Raw genomic sequence first — 16,280 nt, 5'->3', positions numbered from 1 at the left:
TGCCGGGCGCCCCGACAGACAAACAATCATGCGCGGCACATGAAGAATTCATGGGTGTCCGCGGGGCGGACGCCGGACACCGCTTTGGCCGGTCACAAGCCGTACTTCCTACCGTGCACCGACAGCCGACTCAGCTGCTACTGCTACGGGAAGGGGGCGGCCGGTGGCCGTTCTGTCAGTGGAAAGCAAAGAGATCCCCCGCAAGGACGTGCGGCGTCTGGACCGGGTGATCATCCGGTTCGCGGGTGACTCCGGTGACGGTATGCAGCTCACGGGTGACCGGTTCACGTCGGAGACGGCGGCGTTCGGCAACGATCTGTCCACGCTGCCCAATTTCCCGGCGGAGATCCGCGCCCCTGCCGGCACGCTGCCGGGGGTCTCGTCGTTCCAGGTCCACTTCGCCGACCATGACATCCTCACGCCGGGCGACGCGCCGAACGTGCTGGTGGCGATGAACCCGGCGGCGTTGAAGGCGAACATCGGCGACGTGCCGCGCGGCGCCGAAGTCATTGTCAACACCGATGAGTTCACCAAGCGGGCCATGCAGAAGGTGGGGTACGACGTCTCGCCGTTGGAGGACGGCTCGCTCGACGCCTATCACCTGCATCCGGTCCCGCTGACGACGTTGACGGTGGAGGCGCTGAAGGAGTTCGCGCTCTCCCGCAAGGAGGCCGAGCGCAGCAAGAACATGTTCGCGCTCGGGCTGCTGTCGTGGATGTACCACCGGCCGACCGAGGGCACCGAGCGCTTCCTGAAGGCCAAGTTCGCGAAGAAGCCCGAGATCATGAAGGCCAACCTGGCCGCCTTTCAAGCGGGTTGGAACTTCGGCGAGACCACCGAGGACTTCGCCGTCTCCTACGAGGTCGCGCCCGCGGCCACGGCCTTCCCGACGGGCACGTACCGCAACATCTCGGGGAACCTGGCCCTCTCGTACGGCCTGATCGCGGCCTCTCAGCAGGCGGAGCTGCCGCTGTACCTGGGCTCGTACCCGATCACCCCGGCCTCGGACATCCTGCACGAACTGAGCAAGCACAAGAACTTCGGTGTCCGGACCTTCCAGGCGGAGGACGAGATCGCCGGGATCGGCGCGGCGCTCGGCGCGGCCTTCGGCGGTGCCCTGGCCGTGACGACGACGTCCGGGCCGGGTGTGGCGCTGAAGTCGGAGACGATCGGCCTGGCCGTGTCGCAGGAGCTGCCGCTGCTGGTGGTCGACATCCAGCGCGGCGGGCCCTCGACGGGCCTGCCGACCAAGACCGAACAGGCGGACCTGTTGCAGGCGATGTACGGGCGCAACGGCGAGGCGCCGGTGCCGATCGTCGCGCCGTGCACCCCGGCGGACTGCTTCGACGCGGCGATCGAGGCCGCCCGTATCGCGATCACGTACCGGACTCCCGTGTTCCTGCTCTCGGACGGCTCGCTCGCCAACGGCAGCGAGCCCTGGCGCATACCCCAGGTCGACGAACTCCCCGACCTGCGCGTGGAGTTCGCGACCGGACCCAACCACACCCTGGCCGACGGCACCGAGGTGTTCTGGCCGTACAAGCGCGACCCGCAGACCCTCGCCCGGCCGTGGGCGATCCCGGGCACGCCGGGGCTTGAGCACCGGATCGGCGGGATCGAGAAGCAGGACGGTACGGGCAACATCTCGTACGATCCGGCCAACCACGACTTCATGGTCCGTACCCGGCAGGCCAAGATCGACGGGATCGAGGTCCCGGACCTCGCCGTCGACGACCCGGACGGTCTGGCCCACACCCTGGTCCTGGGCTGGGGTTCGACGTACGGGCCGATCACCGCGGCCGTCCGCCGGCTGCGGGCCGCGGGTGAGTCGATCGCGCAGGCCCATCTGCGCCACCTCAACCCGTTCCCGAAGAACCTCGGGGACGTCCTCGCCCGCTACGACCGTGTCGTCGTCCCCGAGATGAACCTCGGCCAGCTCTCCAAGCTCCTGCGGGCCAAGTACCTGGTGGACGCCCACAGCTACAACCAGGTCAACGGAATGCCCTTCAAGGCCGAGCAACTCGCCGCCGTACTCGAGGAAGTGCTTCATGCCGACTGAACTCCCGCTCCTGGCAAAGGACTTCAAGTCCGATCAGGAGGTGCGCTGGTGCCCCGGCTGCGGTGACTACGCGATCCTCGCCGCCGTGCAGGGCTTCATGCCCGAACTCGGCCTGGCGAAGGAGAACATCGTCTTCGTCTCCGGCATCGGCTGTTCCTCGCGCTTCCCGTACTACATGAACACATACGGGATGCACTCCATCCACGGCCGCGCCCCCGCCATCGCCACCGGCCTCGCCTCCTCGCGACGCGACCTGAGCGTCTGGGTCGTGACGGGTGACGGCGATTCGCTGTCCATCGGCGGCAACCACCTGATCCACGCGCTGCGCCGCAATGTGAACCTGAAGATCCTCCTCTTCAACAACCAGATCTACGGCCTCACCAAGGGGCAGTACAGCCCCACCTCCGAGGTCGGGAAGATCACCAAGTCGACCCCGATGGGCTCGCTCGACGCGCCCTTCAACCCGATCTCGCTCGCGGTCGGGGCGGGCGCCTCGTTCGTCGCGCGGTCCGTCGACTCCGACCGCAAGCACCTCACGTCCGTGCTGCGGGCGGCCGCCGCGCACCCGGGCACGGCGCTCGTCGAGATCTACCAGAACTGCAACATCTTCAACGACGGCGCCTTCGACGCGCTCAAGGACAAGCAGCGCGCCCAGGAGACCGTGATCCGGCTGGAGCACGGGCAGCCGATCACGTTCGGCGCGCAGGCCTCGAAGGGCGTCGTCCGCGATCCCGCGACCGGTGACCTGAAGGTCGTCGCCGTCACGGACGCGAACCGGGCCGACATCCTCGTCCACGACGCCCACACCCCGTCGCCGACGACGGCCTTCGCCCTCTCCCGCCTCGCCGACCCCGACACCCTGCACCACACGCCCATCGGCGTCTTCCGCGACGTCGAACGGGCCGTCTACGACGACCAGATGACCGACCAGCTCGACCTCGCCGTCGAGCGGTTCGGGAAGGGCGACCTGGCTTCCCTGCTGACCGGCACCGACACCTGGACCGTGGAGCGTTCCTCATGACCTACGTCATCGCCCAGCCCTGCGTGGACCTCAAGGACAAGGCCTGCATCGACGAGTGCCCCGTCGACTGCATCTACGAGGGACCGCGCAAGATGTACATCAACCCCGACGAATGCGTGGACTGCGGCGCCTGCGAGCCGGTCTGCCCCGTCGAGGCCATCTTCTACGAGGACGCGGTACCGGACGAGTGGGCCGGCTACGCCACCGCCGACCAGGAGGTCTTCGCCCTCGCCGACGTGTCGGGCGGCGCGTCGGCGGCCGGCGTGATGGCCGCCGACCACCCCGTGGTGGCGGCCGAGGCGGTCAAGGCCGCCGGCTGAGCGCCCGCCGCACGCCCGAGGCCCTCCCGGACTTCCGGGAGGGGCCTCGGTGTGTGGGCGTCGGCGCCGGGTCGCTCGAAGGGCGTCAACTCTCAGGCGGTGCGCGGGAGCTGTTCCGTACGGGACGTCGTCGTGCGGACCGTGGCCTTGCGGGTACGGAGCATGCGGCGCCACTGCTCCGCGCTGTACTGGGCGGGCTCGGTGGTCGCGATGAAGTCCCGCAGCACCGTCTCGAAGCGCTGCGGATCGGTGCGGAACGGGAAGTGGCCCGCGTCCTCGAAGATCTCCAGGCGGCTGCCCGGCATCGCCACGTGGCCGAGTCCCGCGTGCGTCGCCGGCACCACCTGGTCGCGGCCGCCCCACACCAGCATCGTCGGCATGCCCTGGGCCAGATAACAGCGGTCCAGCATCGTGCCGACCTGGCCGCGGCCGTCCACCACGGCCCGCAGCGTGCGGATGAAGGCGCTGCGCGAGGTGCCGTCCGGCAGGGCGTCCACCACCCGCAGCAGATCGGGCGCGTCCACCCCGAGGCCGGTGTCGAGGAACTGCAACGCCTTCACGGCCAGGCCCACCTGGGTGCGCATCGTCGGCAGCCGCAGCGCCATCAGGAGCAGCTCCGCGCCCGGCAGCGACGCGGCCCGCAGCAGCGGGGTCACCTCGCGGCCGATGCCGCCCGAACCGACCAGCACGAGCCGGTCGCAGCGCTCGGGGAACTGGTAGGCGAACTGCATGGCGACGGCACCGCCCAGCGAGTGGCCCACCAGCGTGACCCGCTCGACGCCGATGACGCCGAGCAGGTCCCGCATGCCGTTGGCGTACGCGGCCAGCGAGTAGTCGGCGCGCGGCTTGTCGGAGGCTCCGTGGCCCAGCAGGTCCGGGGCGATGACCCGGTAGTTGCGGGCCAGACCCGGCATGATGTCGCGCCAGGTGTCGGAGGAGTCGCCGATGCCGTGGATCAGCAGGATCGCCCGGCCCTTGCCGGCCATCCGGAAGGCCCGTCGATAGCCGTGCACGGTACGGAAGCGCATCCGGATCGCGGAGCCGGTGCTCGGCGGGGTCATGGTCGTCAGGCTCCCTCGGGGCCGCGGCGGTGGTGCCGCTCGCCCGGCCGGTCACCGGGCAGACGGGGCGGCACCACGGGCCGGTGATGGACGGTGGTCAGATCGCTCTCGGTCACCCCGAGCGAGGCCAGGGACTGCCAGGGCCGGACCGTGCGGTGACGCGCGGACGGTGCGGAATCAGTCATGGCGTGGCCTCTCGTCCAGGGGTGCGGGGGCGTCGAGCGGGGTGGGCGCGGCCGGCACCGTCAGCTCCTGCGCGGGGGCGCCCCGCAGGCGCAGGCGCAGCAGCGAGGAGAACAGCCAGCGGCGCATCGCGCCCAGGTGGGCGGGGGAGCCGTGGACGTCGTCGAAGACCTTGAAGCGGACGTCCTCCACATCGCGGCGCAGCAGCGCCTGGTCGCGGGCCGGGATGATCTCGTCCCGGCTGGAGGCCACGTACCGCACGGGGATCCTGACCCGCCGCAGCTCCTGCGGGGTCAGCGCCAACTCGGCCAGCACCGAACGCAGTTCGGTCTCGGAGTCGGTGCGGGTGAGACGGCGCAGCGTGTCGACGGTGATACCGGGGACGCGCGGCCACCACTCCTCGTCGGTGAAGAAGTCGGTGACCGGGGCGCCCACCGTGAGGATGCGGCTGATCCTGCGGTCCTGGGCGGCGGCGCGCAGCGCCAGATGGCCGCTGAAGCTGAGGGCGAGCATCGACGTGTCCGCGACGCGGGCCCGCCCCTCCAGGCGGTCGAGCAGCGACGTGAGCATCCGCCAGGAGTCAGGGGCGTAGCGCAGGGTGTTCTCGCCGACGCCCGGCAGCTCGGTCACCACCGCGGCGAAGCCCAGCTTGCGCAGCAGCGGCAGCAGCGGCGCCCACTGCTCCTTGACGCTGACGATGCCGCCCATCACGATCACCAGCGGCTTCGGGCGCCGCGCGTCCAGGCCCGACGCCCACGCGGCGAACGAACCCTCCAGCGTGCTGAACTCCAGGCGCTGGATGCCCTGCTGGGCCTGGCGCCAGCGGTCGAAGGTGTCCACGCACAGGGACTGCGCGAGCACCCGGTCGTCGTCGGCGTGGTACGGGAAGCGGGCCAGGGCGTAGTGCCGGCAGGCGTCCAGGAGGTCGCCGCGGGCCTCGGCGACCTTGCCCGCGCCGGTCCACACCGCGGCCCACGAGGCGGGGTCGCCGACCGTGTCGTTGTCGATCCCGGCCAGCACGGAGTCGGCGTGGGCGGGCTTCATGCCCTGGCCGCGCGCGTGCAGCCGGGCGAATTCCGTCAGCTCTTCGAGGTGGTCCATGGCTTCCCGTCCGTGGGTCAGTGGATGGCGCCGTCGGGGCGCCGGGTGCCGAATCCGAACGCCCGGTCCACGGCGATGTGCGTGGTCCAGCCGAGCCCCGCGAGCAGCAGCGGCCGCGAGGCGGTCAGCGCGCCCGCGGCGACGAGGCCCACGGCGAGCCGCGGGTCGTGCAGCGTGTTGTAGACGCGGACGGTCTCCGGCGAGACGTGCCCGGGACCCGCAGGCGGCGTCGCGCCCTTGTGCAGGAACGCCAGGTCGGGGGCGACGAGCGCGGCCCAGAACGGCCAGCTGACGACGCCGCCGAGCGCGACGCCCGTACCGAACGCGGCGGCGCCCACGGCGGCGCTGAGGAGCTTTCCGCCGGGGCTGCGCCAGGTCCACCCGTCGGCCGGGACGTCCGAGCCGGGGAGGCGGGCCGGCGAGCCGCCGGGTGCGGTGGTGCGGGGAGGTGCGGGGGCGACCCTGAGGTCGGCTTTCATACGGTGTCTCCTCTCGCGAGCGAGCCGCGCTGATGCCGCTCAGTCTTCTCGCGGGGGCTTGTGGCCCGCTTGTACGAGGTCGGGGGCCCCGTGGCGGCCCGGCACAGCGAAAAGGCCGGGCAGTCGCCCGGCCGCTTCGCTCACGCACCCCTCTCTCGCGTCCCTCGGGAGGGGATCACCACCAGTCGTCCGGCTCCGGCCCTCCGTGGTCGTCGTCGCCCAGGACCTCGGCGAGCGCGTCGACGATGCCCGCGTCGAGCGCCGTGCCGGCCGCCGTGTCCGCGGCGGAGCCGAACCCGGCGTCGCCGACCGCGACGCTCACCACGTACGTGTCGTCGAGCGTGTACGTGCCGAACGTCCACTCGCCGTCCGAACCCGGCTCGCCGTCCGGCTGGAGCACCTCCGTCGCCGTGCCGTCCGGGCGGAACCCGAAGTCGGTGAAACGGAACTGCATGCCCAGGCCGATCGCCTTGCTGTACGCCTCCTTGAGGGTCCACAGGCGCACCAGAGCCGGGTTGCGCTCCTGCTCCGGCATCGCCTCGATGGACCGCACCTCGTGCGGGGTGCACAGGTGCCGGCCGAGCCCGGGACCGTACAGCTTGCGGTCCGCGCGCTCGGCGTCCACACCGATGACCCCGCCGGTGGCGAGGCCCACCAGGAGCAGCTCGTCGGTGTGGCTGAGGCTGATGTGCACGCCGTCGTAGCCGCGCAGGAACGGCCGCCCGGTGTGCGTGTAGCCCAACTCCACGGACTGCGGCGGCACATGGAGCGCCGCCGCCGCCGCGAACTTGAGCAGCACCCGAGACGACGCGAACCGGGTGCGCACGTCCGGGTGCGTCAGCTCCAGGAAGCGCGCCCAGTCCCGCCCGAGCAGCGCCCGCAGGCGCGGCCCGCCCGCCCGCTCCGGACGCCAGTCGTCCAGGCGGGCGTAGAGGACCGCGGCGTTGTGCCGGTCGAGGTCATCGCGGACTGCCCGCCAGTCCCCTCCCGGCCCCGTGATCACGATCGGCTCCCCGAGTGTGCGCGGCGGGGACGTGCCCCCCGGAGCCGTCATCAAAGGCCTCCATGGTGTCGTGGAGATCGGTGAGGAGTGCGGCCGCGGCCGCCCCGTCGACGACCCGGTGATCGAAGGTGAGGCCGAGCCGCATGACGGGCGCTGCCTCGATCGTGCCGTCCGCGCGGACCACGGGCCGCTGCGCGATCCGGCCCGCGCACAGCGTGACGGCGGTGCCGCCCGCCGAGTGGAACCCGTCGACGGCGCCCTGCCCCAGCGAACTGACCGACACGGTGCCGAAGACACCGGGCCGCTTACGGGCGTCGCGCAGGGCGGCACCGAACGCCGCCCGGCCGAGGGGCAGCGGCAGCCGCCCCAGCATGCGTACGCCCTTGAACTCCGGCAGATCCGCGGCCTCCTGGCCCCGGTAGCGGTCGACCTGCTCCTGGATCTCGCGCAGCGAGGCCCGCTCCAGGCGCGGCACCAGTGCCGAGAGGACCACCCGCTGACCGTCGACCGGCCGGTCCAGGGCCAGCTTCGCGGTCACCGAGCGGAACCGGACGATACGCGGCGCGCGCCACGCGCTCGGCCAGCCCGGCGCCATCACCGCGTTGGCCTCCGGGTGGCGGGCCAGGGCGCGGCCCGCCGCGTGCAGCAGATACGTCACGTACGAGTAGCGCAGCCCGTCGGCGCGGGCCGCCTCCCGGTGCTCCAGGATCCGCGTCATGTCGATGTCGGTGTCCAGGTGCACGGGACGCTGCCCGTTCGCCCACTCCAGGAAGAACAGGGTGTGCCGGCGGCGCCGCTCGATGACCGTGTGCGAGCCGTGCGCCGTGGCCCCGCTCACCCGCCCACCGCCAGGTCGTAGATGCCCTTCAGGGAGCGCTCCTCCAGGACCTTGCCGACCGGCACCGGACGGCCGGTGGCCAGCTCCAGGGCGGTGACCAGCTTGAGCAGGTAGAGGGAGTCCCAGTCGGGCAGTTCGTCGAAGTCGGCGTGCACCTGCTCCGCTTCGAGCGGCATGCCGATCTCGTCGCGGACCAGGGCCGTGAAGTCGTCGAGGGTGAAGGTGCTGGTGGGCTGGCTCATATCTTCTCCAGGGCGAAACCGGCCTTGATCCACTTGCTGGACTCGACGGCGACGGCGAGGGCCTTCTCGCCGGCCTTCATCTCTTCGAGGAGTCCGGCGATCTGCAGGAAGGGCAGCGCGTTGCCGTTGTTGCCGGTGTCGGCGACACAGGAGATCTCGCGGGCCGTCGGCACCCCGAGCTCCTCGGTGATCTTGCGGGTCATCCGGCCGGACAGCTGCGGCGGCAGCAGGTAGTCCAGGTCGTCGGCGTCCCAGTCGAGTTCGCCGAGGAGCTCCCAGAGGATCTCCACGGCCATCACCGGCACGCCCTCCTCGATGGCCTTGTAGTCCTCGGTCAGCGCCTGCCGGTCGTCGTAGCGGTCGGCGAGGCCGAACCACTCGATGACCTGGCCCGCCTTGCGGCCGAGACCCGTGAACCGGTTGAGGACATGGCGCACCGCGACCCGCTGGCCGACCGGCTCGGCGGTGAGCACGGCCGCGCCCGCGCCGTCCCCGAAGAGCACGAAGTTCACCAGGTCGCTGGGGGCGGCGCCGGACAGGTCGCGCTGCACGTCGAGGTGCTTGCTGCACACGTCGCCGCCGATGACGAGACCGGTCCGGTACTGCCCGGAGGCGATCATCGTCTGGGCGACGCTGAGCGCCTGCACGGCGCCCGCGCAGCCCGACTGGAGCTGGAACGTGGGTACCTGGTCGAGGCCCAGCTGGTCGGCGACGTTGTTGACGGTCGCCGGCATCAGGGTGTCCGGGGTCGCGGTGCCGAGCAGGATGAAGTCGATGTCGGCGGCGTCCACCCCGTCCGCGTCCAGGGCCTTGCGGGCCGCGCTCGCGCACAGGTCCGCGAGGGACCAGCGGACCTCGCCGGTGGCCAGGTCCCGGGCGAAGTGCCGGGTCTTCGTACCGATGAAGACCTCGATCCACTCCTCGTTGACGCCGAGCACCTTGGCCAGCGTCGCGTTGTCCACCGGGTCGCCCGGCAGGGCCGTGCCGATGGAGGCGATGTGGGCGACGGGTGCGGCCGGTGCCGCTGCTTCCTGGGTCATGCCGTCCTCTCTTCCGGTTCGGGGGCGGCGGCGTCGAGCTCGTGGAGGAAGCCGACGAGGTCTCCGATGGTGGAGAGCCGGGGCAGCAGGTCCTGGACGGTCAGCGAGCCGAGTCCGGTGAGCCGTTCCTCAAGGCGGGACTTCAGCTCCATGACCATCACGGAGTCGAAGCCGAGATCTTCGTAGAGCCGCAGATCGGGGGTGAGTTCCTCGGGCGGGTAGCCGCCGACCTGTCCGACGGCCTCCAGCGCGGCGCGCGCGACCGGGCCCTCGGCCCTGCCGCGGCTCACCCCGAGCACGGCGACCGCGGGGTGCACCGGCTCGTCGTCGGTGACGGCCGGAGCCGGCTCCGCGACGGCCTCGACCGGCGCGGGCGCCGCACCGCGGGACGGCGTGTGCGCCGCCCAGTAGCGGTGCCGGTCGTCGAAGACGTACGGGGCGAGCGGCTGGGCCGCCTTGTCGCGCGGCGCGTACACCGCGTCCCAGTCGGGATCGACGCCGCCCCGGTACAACTCGGCGACCGCGTCGGCGAGTTGACGTCCGTCCGCGTGCTCGTCGGGCACCGGCACGACCTGCGCGGGCGCGCCGCCCAGGGTGCGGGCCATGCCGAGGAGGACCGGGCGCGGCCCGATCTCCACGGTGTGCGTGGCGCCGTCGTCGAGCAGGGCGCGGGTGGCGTCGGCGAAGAGGACCGGCGCGCTGATGTGCTCCAGCCAGTACGCGCCGTCCATCGGCTCGTCCTCCAGGAGCCGGCCGCGCACCGTCGAGTACACCGGGATCCGCGGCCGGTCGCCGCCGATCTCGTCGGCCAGCGCCGCGAACTCGGCCAGCATCGGCTCCATCAGCGGCGAGTGGAAGGCGTGCGAGACCTGGAGCGCGCGGGTGCGCACCCCCTCGGCGGTCAGCTCGGCGTCGATGCGCTCCAGCACGCCGAGATCGCCGGACAAAACCGTGGCCTGCGGGCCGTTGACCGCGGCGACACCGACCAGCGGCTCGTCGGCGACCCGCGCGGCCAGCTCCTCGTGCGGCGCGCGCACCGCCAGCATGCCGCCGCCTTCCGGCAGTTGCTGCATCAGGGCGCCCCGGGCCGCGATCAGCCGGGCCGCGCCGTCCAGCGGCAGCGCCCCGGCGAGGACCGCCGCCGCGTACTCGCCGACGCTGTGTCCGAGCAGCGCCGTGGGCCGCACGCCGAGCGCCTCGAAGGTGCGGCCGAGCGCGTACCCCACGGCGAACAGGGCGGGCTGCGTCCACCGGGTCAGGTGGACGTCGGCGTCGCCCTCGAGGATCAGGTCGCGCACCGAACGGCCGGTGTGCGGGGTCAGCGCCGCGTCCGCCTCGTCGAGGTAGCCGCGGTACAGCGCCGAGTCCCGGTACAGGCCCGCCGTCATCCGCGGGTACTGCGAACCCTGGCCCGTGTACAGGAACGCGGGCTCGGGCCGGGACGCCGGCTGCGCGGCGAGCCGGGCGAGCACCGTGTCGTCGGCGGCGGCCCGGCGCAGCAGGTCCGCCAGTTCGGCGGTGTCCGCGGCGCCCGTCGCGAACCGGTAGCGGTGCCCGGACTTGACCCGGTTGCTGGTCCAGGCGAGCGCCCCCACGGGCTGCCTGCCCCGCTCCACGGTGTCGGCCTGCGCGAGCAGGTTGCGGCGCAGCGCGGGCGCGTTCGGCGCGGTCAGCGTGAACACCGGGGTGCCGATGCCGCCGGGCTCGTCCGCGGGACGCTCGGCGGCGGGCGGCGCGCTCTCCAGGACGGCGTGCGCGTTGGTGCCGCCCATGCCGAAGCTGCTCAGGCCCGCGACGACGCCGTGCGCGGGCAGCCGCAGCGGCGCCTTCAGGAGGCGTATGCCGTGCTCGCGCAGTTTCAGACCCGGGTTCTCCTTGGCGGCGAACCGGCTCGCGGGCACCGTCCTGTGGTGCAGCGAGAGCGCCACCTTGATGAGACCCGCGATGCCCGCCGCGCCCTCGGTGTGCCCGAGGTTGCCCTTGACCGAGCCGAGTGCGAGCGGCTTGCCCGTGCGCGACGCGTGATGGTGGCCGAGCGCCTTGACCTCCATCATGTCGCCGAGCGCGGTGCCGGTGCCGTGGCCCTCGACGAACGTGACGTCGGACGGCTCGACCCCGGCCCTGCGATAGGCGGCGGCCAGCACGTCCTGCTGCGCCCAACGGTTCGGCGCCGTCAGGCCGTTGCTGCGCCCGTCCTGGTTGACCGCGGTGCCGCGCAGCACCGCGTACACCCGCTGGCCGTCGGCCAGCGCGTCCTTGAGGCGGCGCAGCACCACGACGCCGACGCCCTCGCCGCGGCCGATGCCGTCGGCCTGCGCGCTGAACGGCTTGCAGCGGCCGTCCGGCGCGGAGAGCCCCGCCTGCGTGTAGAAGATCGACAGGGCCGGGGTGAGTGCGACGTTCACGCCCCCCGCGAGCGCGATGTCGCACTCCTCGGACAGCAGGGCGTTCGCCGCCAGGTGCACGGCGACCAGCGACGACGAGCAGGCCGTGTCGACGGCCAGGGACGGGCCCTTGAGATCGAGGTGGTACGAGATCCGGTTGGCCGTCATGCAGTAGCCGTTGCCGGAGCCGATCTGCGCGGTGACATGGTCGTAGTCGGTCAGATGCAGCTGCGCCCACTCGTTGCCCATGATGCCGACGAACACCCCGGTGGGGGAGCCCGCCAGGGTCTGCGGGGCCACCCCCGCGTCCTCGACGGCCCGCCAGGCGCTCTGCAACAGGAGCCGCTGCTGCGGGTCCATGGCGCCCGCCTCGCGCGGCGAGATGGTGAAGAACTCGTTGTCGAACGCGTCGGGGTCGCTGACGAAGCCGCCCTTGGTGGTGTTGGTACGCCCCGGGGCGCCGGCCGCCGAGTGGAAGTCCTCGGCGTTCCAGCGCAGCCGGGGCACCTCGCCGACTCCGTCTCCGGAGCGCATCAGCAGTTCCCAGTAGGCGCGCGTGTCCGACGCCCCCGGGAACCGGCAGTCGATGCCGACGATGGCGATGGGTTCCATCAGCGGCCGCCGCCTTCCGCGGCCGCGAACTGCGAGAGCAGGTGGTCGGCGAGCGCCTGCACGGTCGGGTAGTCCCAGGCCGCCGTCGGTTCGAGGACGAAGTCGAAGTCCTCCTCGATGTCGCCGCACAGGCTGAACGCGGCGACCGAGTCGAGCCCGTACTCGGCCAGCGGCACGCTCGGGTCGATCTCGGCGGGCTGCCGCTTCAGGTAGAGGGCGATGCGGTCGGACAGCCACGTGATCAGCGAGTCACGGGTGTGGCCGGCCAGCGAGTCGGGAGCGGAGGGAGAGGTAGCGGACACGGTGTACTCCTGAGGCGAGTCGGGCGGTTCGGGCTGTTGGTTCACGGTCGTCAGGGGAAGCCGTCTCGGTCAGCCGGCCAGCGGGGTGTCGTACAGGTCGAAGCTGCGGCGCTGCTCGAAGCGGCGCAGCACCTCCTCGTGGATGCGGGCGTCGACGCCGTCCGGCAGGTCCGCGGGGTGCTGCCCGAGCCGCACCGCGAGCCGGTGCAGCACCGCGGCGAGCCAGGCCGGATCGGCGAGGAACGCGTCGTCGCCGCCCTGCGCCTGCTGCCACACCCCGATCACCGAGGCGGCGGCGAGCAGCACCGCGTACCGGTCGGCGAGGGCGAACGTGCCGGGCGAGGCGAGCGCCGTGCGGTCCTGCGGGGCCAGCGCGAGCGAGGACTCCTGGAGCTGGCGCAGCTCGTCCATCATCTTCAGCGCCACGCTGTGCACCGCCCGCTCCACGGGGGAGCCCGACGGCAGCTCGTCGACCGAGGCGACCAGCGACGCCGACAGGCTGTCGCGGCCGCTGGCCAGCGTGAGGCGCTCGAAGGGGATGCCGGGCAGGTCCTCGCGCGGCCGGAACAGCGCGCCGGGCGCCGCCTCCCCGGAGAACCACGACCGGCGGGCCAGCCGGGCGAGCTGCGGGATGATCGTGGCCTGGCAGGCCGCCGAGCCCGCGTGCCCGAGGCTGAGCACCGGCAGGTCCCTGATGTGCTTCTGGAAGATGCCGAACTCGCCCTCGCGGACGTAGAAGCGGGCGCCGAGCACGATCGACAGATCGTGCATCGTCTCCGTGAGCATCTTCGGCACCAGGTACTTGGTGGCCGCCGCGTAGACGCTCGTCTCCTCGGGCAGCAGATGCACCGCGCGGGTCGCGGTCAGCGAGAGGCTGTCGCAGATCAGCAGGTCGAGGAAGGCCCCGGACAGGGTCGCCCTGGCGTGCGGGATGTCCATCACGGACTTGCGGTACAGCTCCCGGCCACGCGCGAACGACACCACCGTGCGCAGCGCCGTGTCCGCCGCGCCGAGCGCCATGCCGGGCACCGCGGCACGGGTGATCTGGAAGGCGCGCAGGGCGAGTTCGACGCCCTGCCCGACCTCGCCGACGAGCGCGGCGTCGCCGACCGGGGTGTCCTCGAAGTGCAGCCCCGACAGGTGGCAGCCGCGCACCCCGGTCGCGCCGTAGCGCGGCAGCACCTTGTAGGTGTCCGCGTCGAGCTCGGCGCGCTCGCCGAGCAGCACCGAGTGGCTGCGGCTGCCCGGCGCCGGGCTGGTGCGGCTGAACAGGACCCAGGCGGCGGCCCGGTCGGCGTTGTTGATGACCTGCTTCTCGCCGGCCAGCCGGAACCCGCCGTCCGGCGCGGGCCGCGCCTCGAACTCGTTGCGCACGAAGTCGTTGCCGTGCGCCAGCTCGTGGTACGCGACGGACACCTTGCCGCCGTCGAGGAGGATCCGGGCGAGCCGCTCGCGCTGCTCGGCGGAGCCGGCCGTCCACACGTTGACGCCCGCCATGAACGACGTGACGCCGTAGCCGAGGCCGAGCGCCACGTCCCGGCGGAACACCTGCCGCATGACCCGCACCAGCGAGTCGATGCGGTCCAGGCGGCCGCCGTGCTCGCGCGGCACGAACTCGGCGTTCAGTACGGCCTCGTCGAGGATCCGCTCACCGGCCTCGGACATCTCGCCGGCCTCGTCCGCCGCGAGCAGCCGGGCGTACGACACTTCGTTGGACGGGTCGGTCGGATCGCCCAGGCGGGTCTCCAACTCGGCCACCCGCGCGGCGACGTCGGCCTCCTGGTCGAGGGCGGGCGCGGGGTGCGCCCCCTGGGGCGGGGAACCGGTCAGCATGACGTCCTCTCGTTCTCACCGGCCGCCGCGGCGGCCTTCTCGGGGGCGGCGGCCGGTGCGCGCTGGTCGAACAGCGCGAACAGCCGGCCCTCCGTCCGCGCCGCCCGCACCTGGGCGAGCAGCGCTTCGTACGTGTGGTGCGCCTCGCCGTCCGGGGTCGCCGGGTCGAGGCGTGCCAGGATCCGCAGCAGCGCGCCGCGCAGCCACAGACCGTCCCGCCACAGCGCGCCGGCCCCGTCGTCGGCGGCGAGCGCGTCCGCGTTCGCCGTCCACAGGCCCACACAGGCGGCGCCCGCGTAGCACAGCGCGTACCGGCGGGCCGTCTCGAACGCCGCCGGCGGCAGATCCGTCAGCACGTCCTGGTGCGCCGCCATCTCCTCGTGCACCGCCTCGCTCGTCGCGAGCAGCCGACGCGCCGCGTCCCGTACGGGGACCAGCTCGGGCCGCTCGGCCGCGCGCCGTTCCAGGTCCGCGACCCGGTCCGGCAGCGTGGCGACGACACCGCTGCCGCGCCGCGCGACGACCGACAGCGCCGTCGGGTCGAGCGGCGGCAGCGGCCGCCCCAGGTCGAAGGCGGCGGCCGCGCCGGCCACGTCGCCGCTCGCGCGCCGGTGGCCGCGCAGCAGCGAACGGAACTGGTTCACCAGGGAGTTGAGGTTCACCAGCGTGTTGCCGTCGAACAGGCCCACGATCCGGTGGTCCCGTTCGAGCTTCTGGAACCGGCCGTGCGCGTGCACGTCCTTGAGGAAGGCGCGGGCGCCGAGCAGCCGGGTCAGCTCGGCGAGCACCTCCTCGGTGCCGGTGGGCAGCAGGTACTTGGTGACCGCCGACGTCAGCGACATCTCGGCGGTCTGCGTGTGCACGGCCCGCGACGCGTACAGGGCCACCGCCTCGTGCAGCAGCACGTCGGCCGAGGCCTCGCCCAGGGCGCGCCGTGCCTTGGGCAGGTCGATCAGGCGGCGCCCGTACAGCTCGCGCTGCTCGGCGAAGTCCAGGGCGATGCGCAGCCCGTGGTCGGCGGCGCCCAGCGACAGCGCCGCGCACATGGTGCGGGTCAGCTGCAACGCCTTGATGACGGTCTCGACGCCGCCGCCCTCGGTGCCGACCAGCGCGCTCGCCGGCACCTTCGCGCCGTCGAAGGCGACACCGGAGATGTCGGCGCCGCGGATGCCGTGCGTGTGCACCTTGGGCAGATGCCGGTAGGCGCCCTCGTCCAGCTCCCGCTTGTCGACGAGCAGCACGCTGAAGCCGCGCGGGCCGCCCGCCGGGTCGGTGCGGGTGAGCAGGGCGATCAGCGAGCCGCGGGTGGCGTTGTTGATGAGCCACTTCTCGCCGCTCACCAGCCAGCCACCGCCCGGCAGTTGAGGCGCGGGCTCACCGGCGACCTGCCCGGCGAGCAGATCGCTGCCGTGCGCCCGCTCGGTCAGGCCGAGCGAGACCGGCACCCCGGCGCGGACGTCCGCGCCGAGCCGCTCGGCCTGCGCGTCGTCGCCCGCCACCCACACGCAGACACCGCCCAGGTACGTCTTGCCGTGCCCGATCGCGGTCGTCAGATCGCGCCGGGCCACGGCCCTGATGAGCTGGAGCAGCTGCTCGTAGTCGGCGAGCCGTCCGCCGTGCCTGACCGGCACGTAGTAGTCGCTCAGCCCCCACTCCTGAAGGCTGCGGCAGATGTCCGCGGGGAACGCCTCCGCGTCGTCGAGCGCGATCGTCCGCTCGTACGAGAACGTGGTCCGCGGATCGTCGGGGTCGCCGAGGAAGCGGTCGAGGTCCTCGGCCAGTCGGTACGGCGGATGGTCCAT

At 72.7% G+C, this 16,280-nt stretch carries 15 protein-coding genes; 3 read left to right on the top strand and 12 right to left on the bottom strand.

Features of this window, described 5'->3' with window-relative positions; genetic code table 11:
- Positions 1–46 precede the first annotated feature (46 nt).
- From V2W30_RS14955 to fdxA, 3 genes are read left to right on the top strand one after another with little or no spacing between them, the layout of a single operon-like run.
- Positions 47–2,059 (top strand): 2-oxoacid:acceptor oxidoreductase subunit alpha, encoded by a 2,013-nt coding sequence (locus V2W30_RS14955; protein ID WP_425244682.1) that lies wholly within the window; start codon positions 47–49, stop codon positions 2,057–2,059.
- On the top strand, positions 2,049–3,080 hold the full coding sequence (locus tag V2W30_RS14950; protein WP_338696880.1) for a 2-oxoacid:ferredoxin oxidoreductase subunit beta: 1,032 nt from the start codon (positions 2,049–2,051) through the stop codon (positions 3,078–3,080). The genes V2W30_RS14955 and V2W30_RS14950 overlap by 11 nt, the downstream gene beginning before the upstream one ends.
- Positions 3,077–3,400 carry a ferredoxin gene (fdxA, locus tag V2W30_RS14945; RefSeq protein ID WP_338696878.1) on the top strand — a complete coding sequence of 108 codons (324 nt, stop codon included), beginning with the start codon at positions 3,077–3,079 and terminating at the stop codon, positions 3,398–3,400. The genes V2W30_RS14950 and fdxA overlap by 4 nt, the downstream gene beginning before the upstream one ends.
- A 92-nt stretch (positions 3,401–3,492) precedes the next feature.
- Here fdxA and V2W30_RS14940 read toward each other — a convergent pair whose 3' ends face one another.
- The 12 genes from V2W30_RS14940 to V2W30_RS14885 form a co-directional block, all read right to left on the bottom strand.
- Positions 3,493–4,461 (bottom strand): alpha/beta hydrolase, encoded by a 969-nt coding sequence (locus V2W30_RS14940; RefSeq protein ID WP_338696876.1) that lies wholly within the window; start codon positions 4,459–4,461, stop codon positions 3,493–3,495.
- A 5-nt stretch (positions 4,462–4,466) separates the two neighbouring features.
- Positions 4,467–4,646, bottom strand: coding sequence for a hypothetical protein (locus V2W30_RS14935; RefSeq protein WP_338696874.1), 180 nt, complete (start codon positions 4,644–4,646; stop codon positions 4,467–4,469).
- Positions 4,639–5,745 (bottom strand): alpha/beta fold hydrolase, encoded by a 1,107-nt coding sequence (locus tag V2W30_RS14930; protein ID WP_338696872.1) that lies wholly within the window; start codon positions 5,743–5,745, stop codon positions 4,639–4,641. The genes V2W30_RS14935 and V2W30_RS14930 overlap by 8 nt, the downstream gene beginning before the upstream one ends.
- Positions 5,746–5,762: 17 nt before the next feature.
- A complete protein-coding gene (locus V2W30_RS14925) occupies positions 5,763–6,224 on the bottom strand; it encodes a DUF4260 family protein (protein ID WP_338696871.1) in 462 nt (153 codons plus the stop codon).
- Between the two features lie 175 nt (positions 6,225–6,399).
- Entirely contained in the window at positions 6,400–7,278 is an 879-nt protein-coding gene (locus tag V2W30_RS14920) for a 4'-phosphopantetheinyl transferase family protein (RefSeq protein ID WP_425244542.1), read from the bottom strand.
- Positions 7,184–8,065, bottom strand: coding sequence for a 2-oxo acid dehydrogenase subunit E2 (locus tag V2W30_RS14915; RefSeq protein WP_338696868.1), 882 nt, complete (start codon positions 8,063–8,065; stop codon positions 7,184–7,186). The genes V2W30_RS14920 and V2W30_RS14915 overlap by 95 nt, the downstream gene beginning before the upstream one ends.
- Complete coding sequence (locus tag V2W30_RS14910) at positions 8,062–8,307, bottom strand: acyl carrier protein (RefSeq protein ID WP_338696866.1); 246 nt, start codon at positions 8,305–8,307, stop codon at positions 8,062–8,064. Before V2W30_RS14910 ends, V2W30_RS14915 begins: the two co-directional genes overlap by 4 nt.
- Positions 8,304–9,347 (bottom strand): 3-oxoacyl-ACP synthase III family protein, encoded by a 1,044-nt coding sequence (locus V2W30_RS14905; protein ID WP_338696864.1) that lies wholly within the window; start codon positions 9,345–9,347, stop codon positions 8,304–8,306. Before V2W30_RS14905 ends, V2W30_RS14910 begins: the two co-directional genes overlap by 4 nt.
- Entirely contained in the window at positions 9,344–12,343 is a 3,000-nt protein-coding gene (locus V2W30_RS14900) for a type I polyketide synthase (protein ID WP_338696862.1), read from the bottom strand. Before V2W30_RS14900 ends, V2W30_RS14905 begins: the two co-directional genes overlap by 4 nt.
- Positions 12,343–12,645, bottom strand: coding sequence for an acyl carrier protein (locus V2W30_RS14895; protein WP_338696860.1), 303 nt, complete (start codon positions 12,643–12,645; stop codon positions 12,343–12,345). Before V2W30_RS14895 ends, V2W30_RS14900 begins: the two co-directional genes overlap by 1 nt.
- A 69-nt stretch (positions 12,646–12,714) precedes the next feature.
- Complete coding sequence (locus V2W30_RS14890) at positions 12,715–14,478, bottom strand: acyl-CoA dehydrogenase family protein (RefSeq protein WP_338696858.1); 1,764 nt, start codon at positions 14,476–14,478, stop codon at positions 12,715–12,717.
- Positions 14,472–16,280, bottom strand: a complete 1,809-nt coding sequence (locus V2W30_RS14885) for an acyl-CoA dehydrogenase (protein WP_338696856.1) — start codon at positions 16,278–16,280, stop codon at positions 14,472–14,474. Before V2W30_RS14885 ends, V2W30_RS14890 begins: the two co-directional genes overlap by 7 nt.

It is taken from the genome of Streptomyces sp. Q6 (assembly GCF_036967205.1).
GTDB classification, from domain to species: domain Bacteria; phylum Actinomycetota; class Actinomycetes; order Streptomycetales; family Streptomycetaceae; genus Streptomyces; species Streptomyces citrinus.
The sequence above is the reverse complement of the archived record's forward strand: the minus strand, read 5'-3'. Positions and strand labels throughout refer to the sequence as shown.

What these genes read in the sequence shown, in the direction of transcription:
- V2W30_RS14910 (WP_338696866.1), bottom strand. Translation starts at nt 8,307, where the DNA reads ATGAGCCAGCCCACCAGCACCTTCACCCTCGACGACTTCACGGCCCTG.
- V2W30_RS14890 (WP_338696858.1), bottom strand. Translation starts at nt 14,478, where the DNA reads ATGCTGACCGGTTCCCCGCCCCAGGGGGCGCACCCCGCGCCCGCCCTC.
- V2W30_RS14905 (WP_338696864.1), bottom strand. Translation starts at nt 9,347, where the DNA reads ATGACCCAGGAAGCAGCGGCACCGGCCGCACCCGTCGCCCACATCGCC.
- V2W30_RS14930 (WP_338696872.1), bottom strand. Translation starts at nt 5,745, where the DNA reads ATGGACCACCTCGAAGAGCTGACGGAATTCGCCCGGCTGCACGCGCGC.
- V2W30_RS14925 (WP_338696871.1), bottom strand. Translation starts at nt 6,224, where the DNA reads ATGAAAGCCGACCTCAGGGTCGCCCCCGCACCTCCCCGCACCACCGCA.
- V2W30_RS14940 (WP_338696876.1), bottom strand. Translation starts at nt 4,461, where the DNA reads ATGACCCCGCCGAGCACCGGCTCCGCGATCCGGATGCGCTTCCGTACC.
- V2W30_RS14935 (WP_338696874.1), bottom strand. Translation starts at nt 4,646, where the DNA reads ATGACTGATTCCGCACCGTCCGCGCGTCACCGCACGGTCCGGCCCTGG.
- fdxA (WP_338696878.1), top strand. Translation starts at nt 3,077, where the DNA reads ATGACCTACGTCATCGCCCAGCCCTGCGTGGACCTCAAGGACAAGGCC.
- V2W30_RS14950 (WP_338696880.1), top strand. Translation starts at nt 2,049, where the DNA reads ATGCCGACTGAACTCCCGCTCCTGGCAAAGGACTTCAAGTCCGATCAG.
- V2W30_RS14920 (WP_425244542.1), bottom strand. Translation starts at nt 7,278, where the DNA reads ATGACGGCTCCGGGGGGCACGTCCCCGCCGCGCACACTCGGGGAGCCG.
- V2W30_RS14900 (WP_338696862.1), bottom strand. Translation starts at nt 12,343, where the DNA reads ATGGAACCCATCGCCATCGTCGGCATCGACTGCCGGTTCCCGGGGGCG.
- V2W30_RS14885 (WP_338696856.1), bottom strand. Translation starts at nt 16,280, where the DNA reads ATGGACCATCCGCCGTACCGACTGGCCGAGGACCTCGACCGCTTCCTC.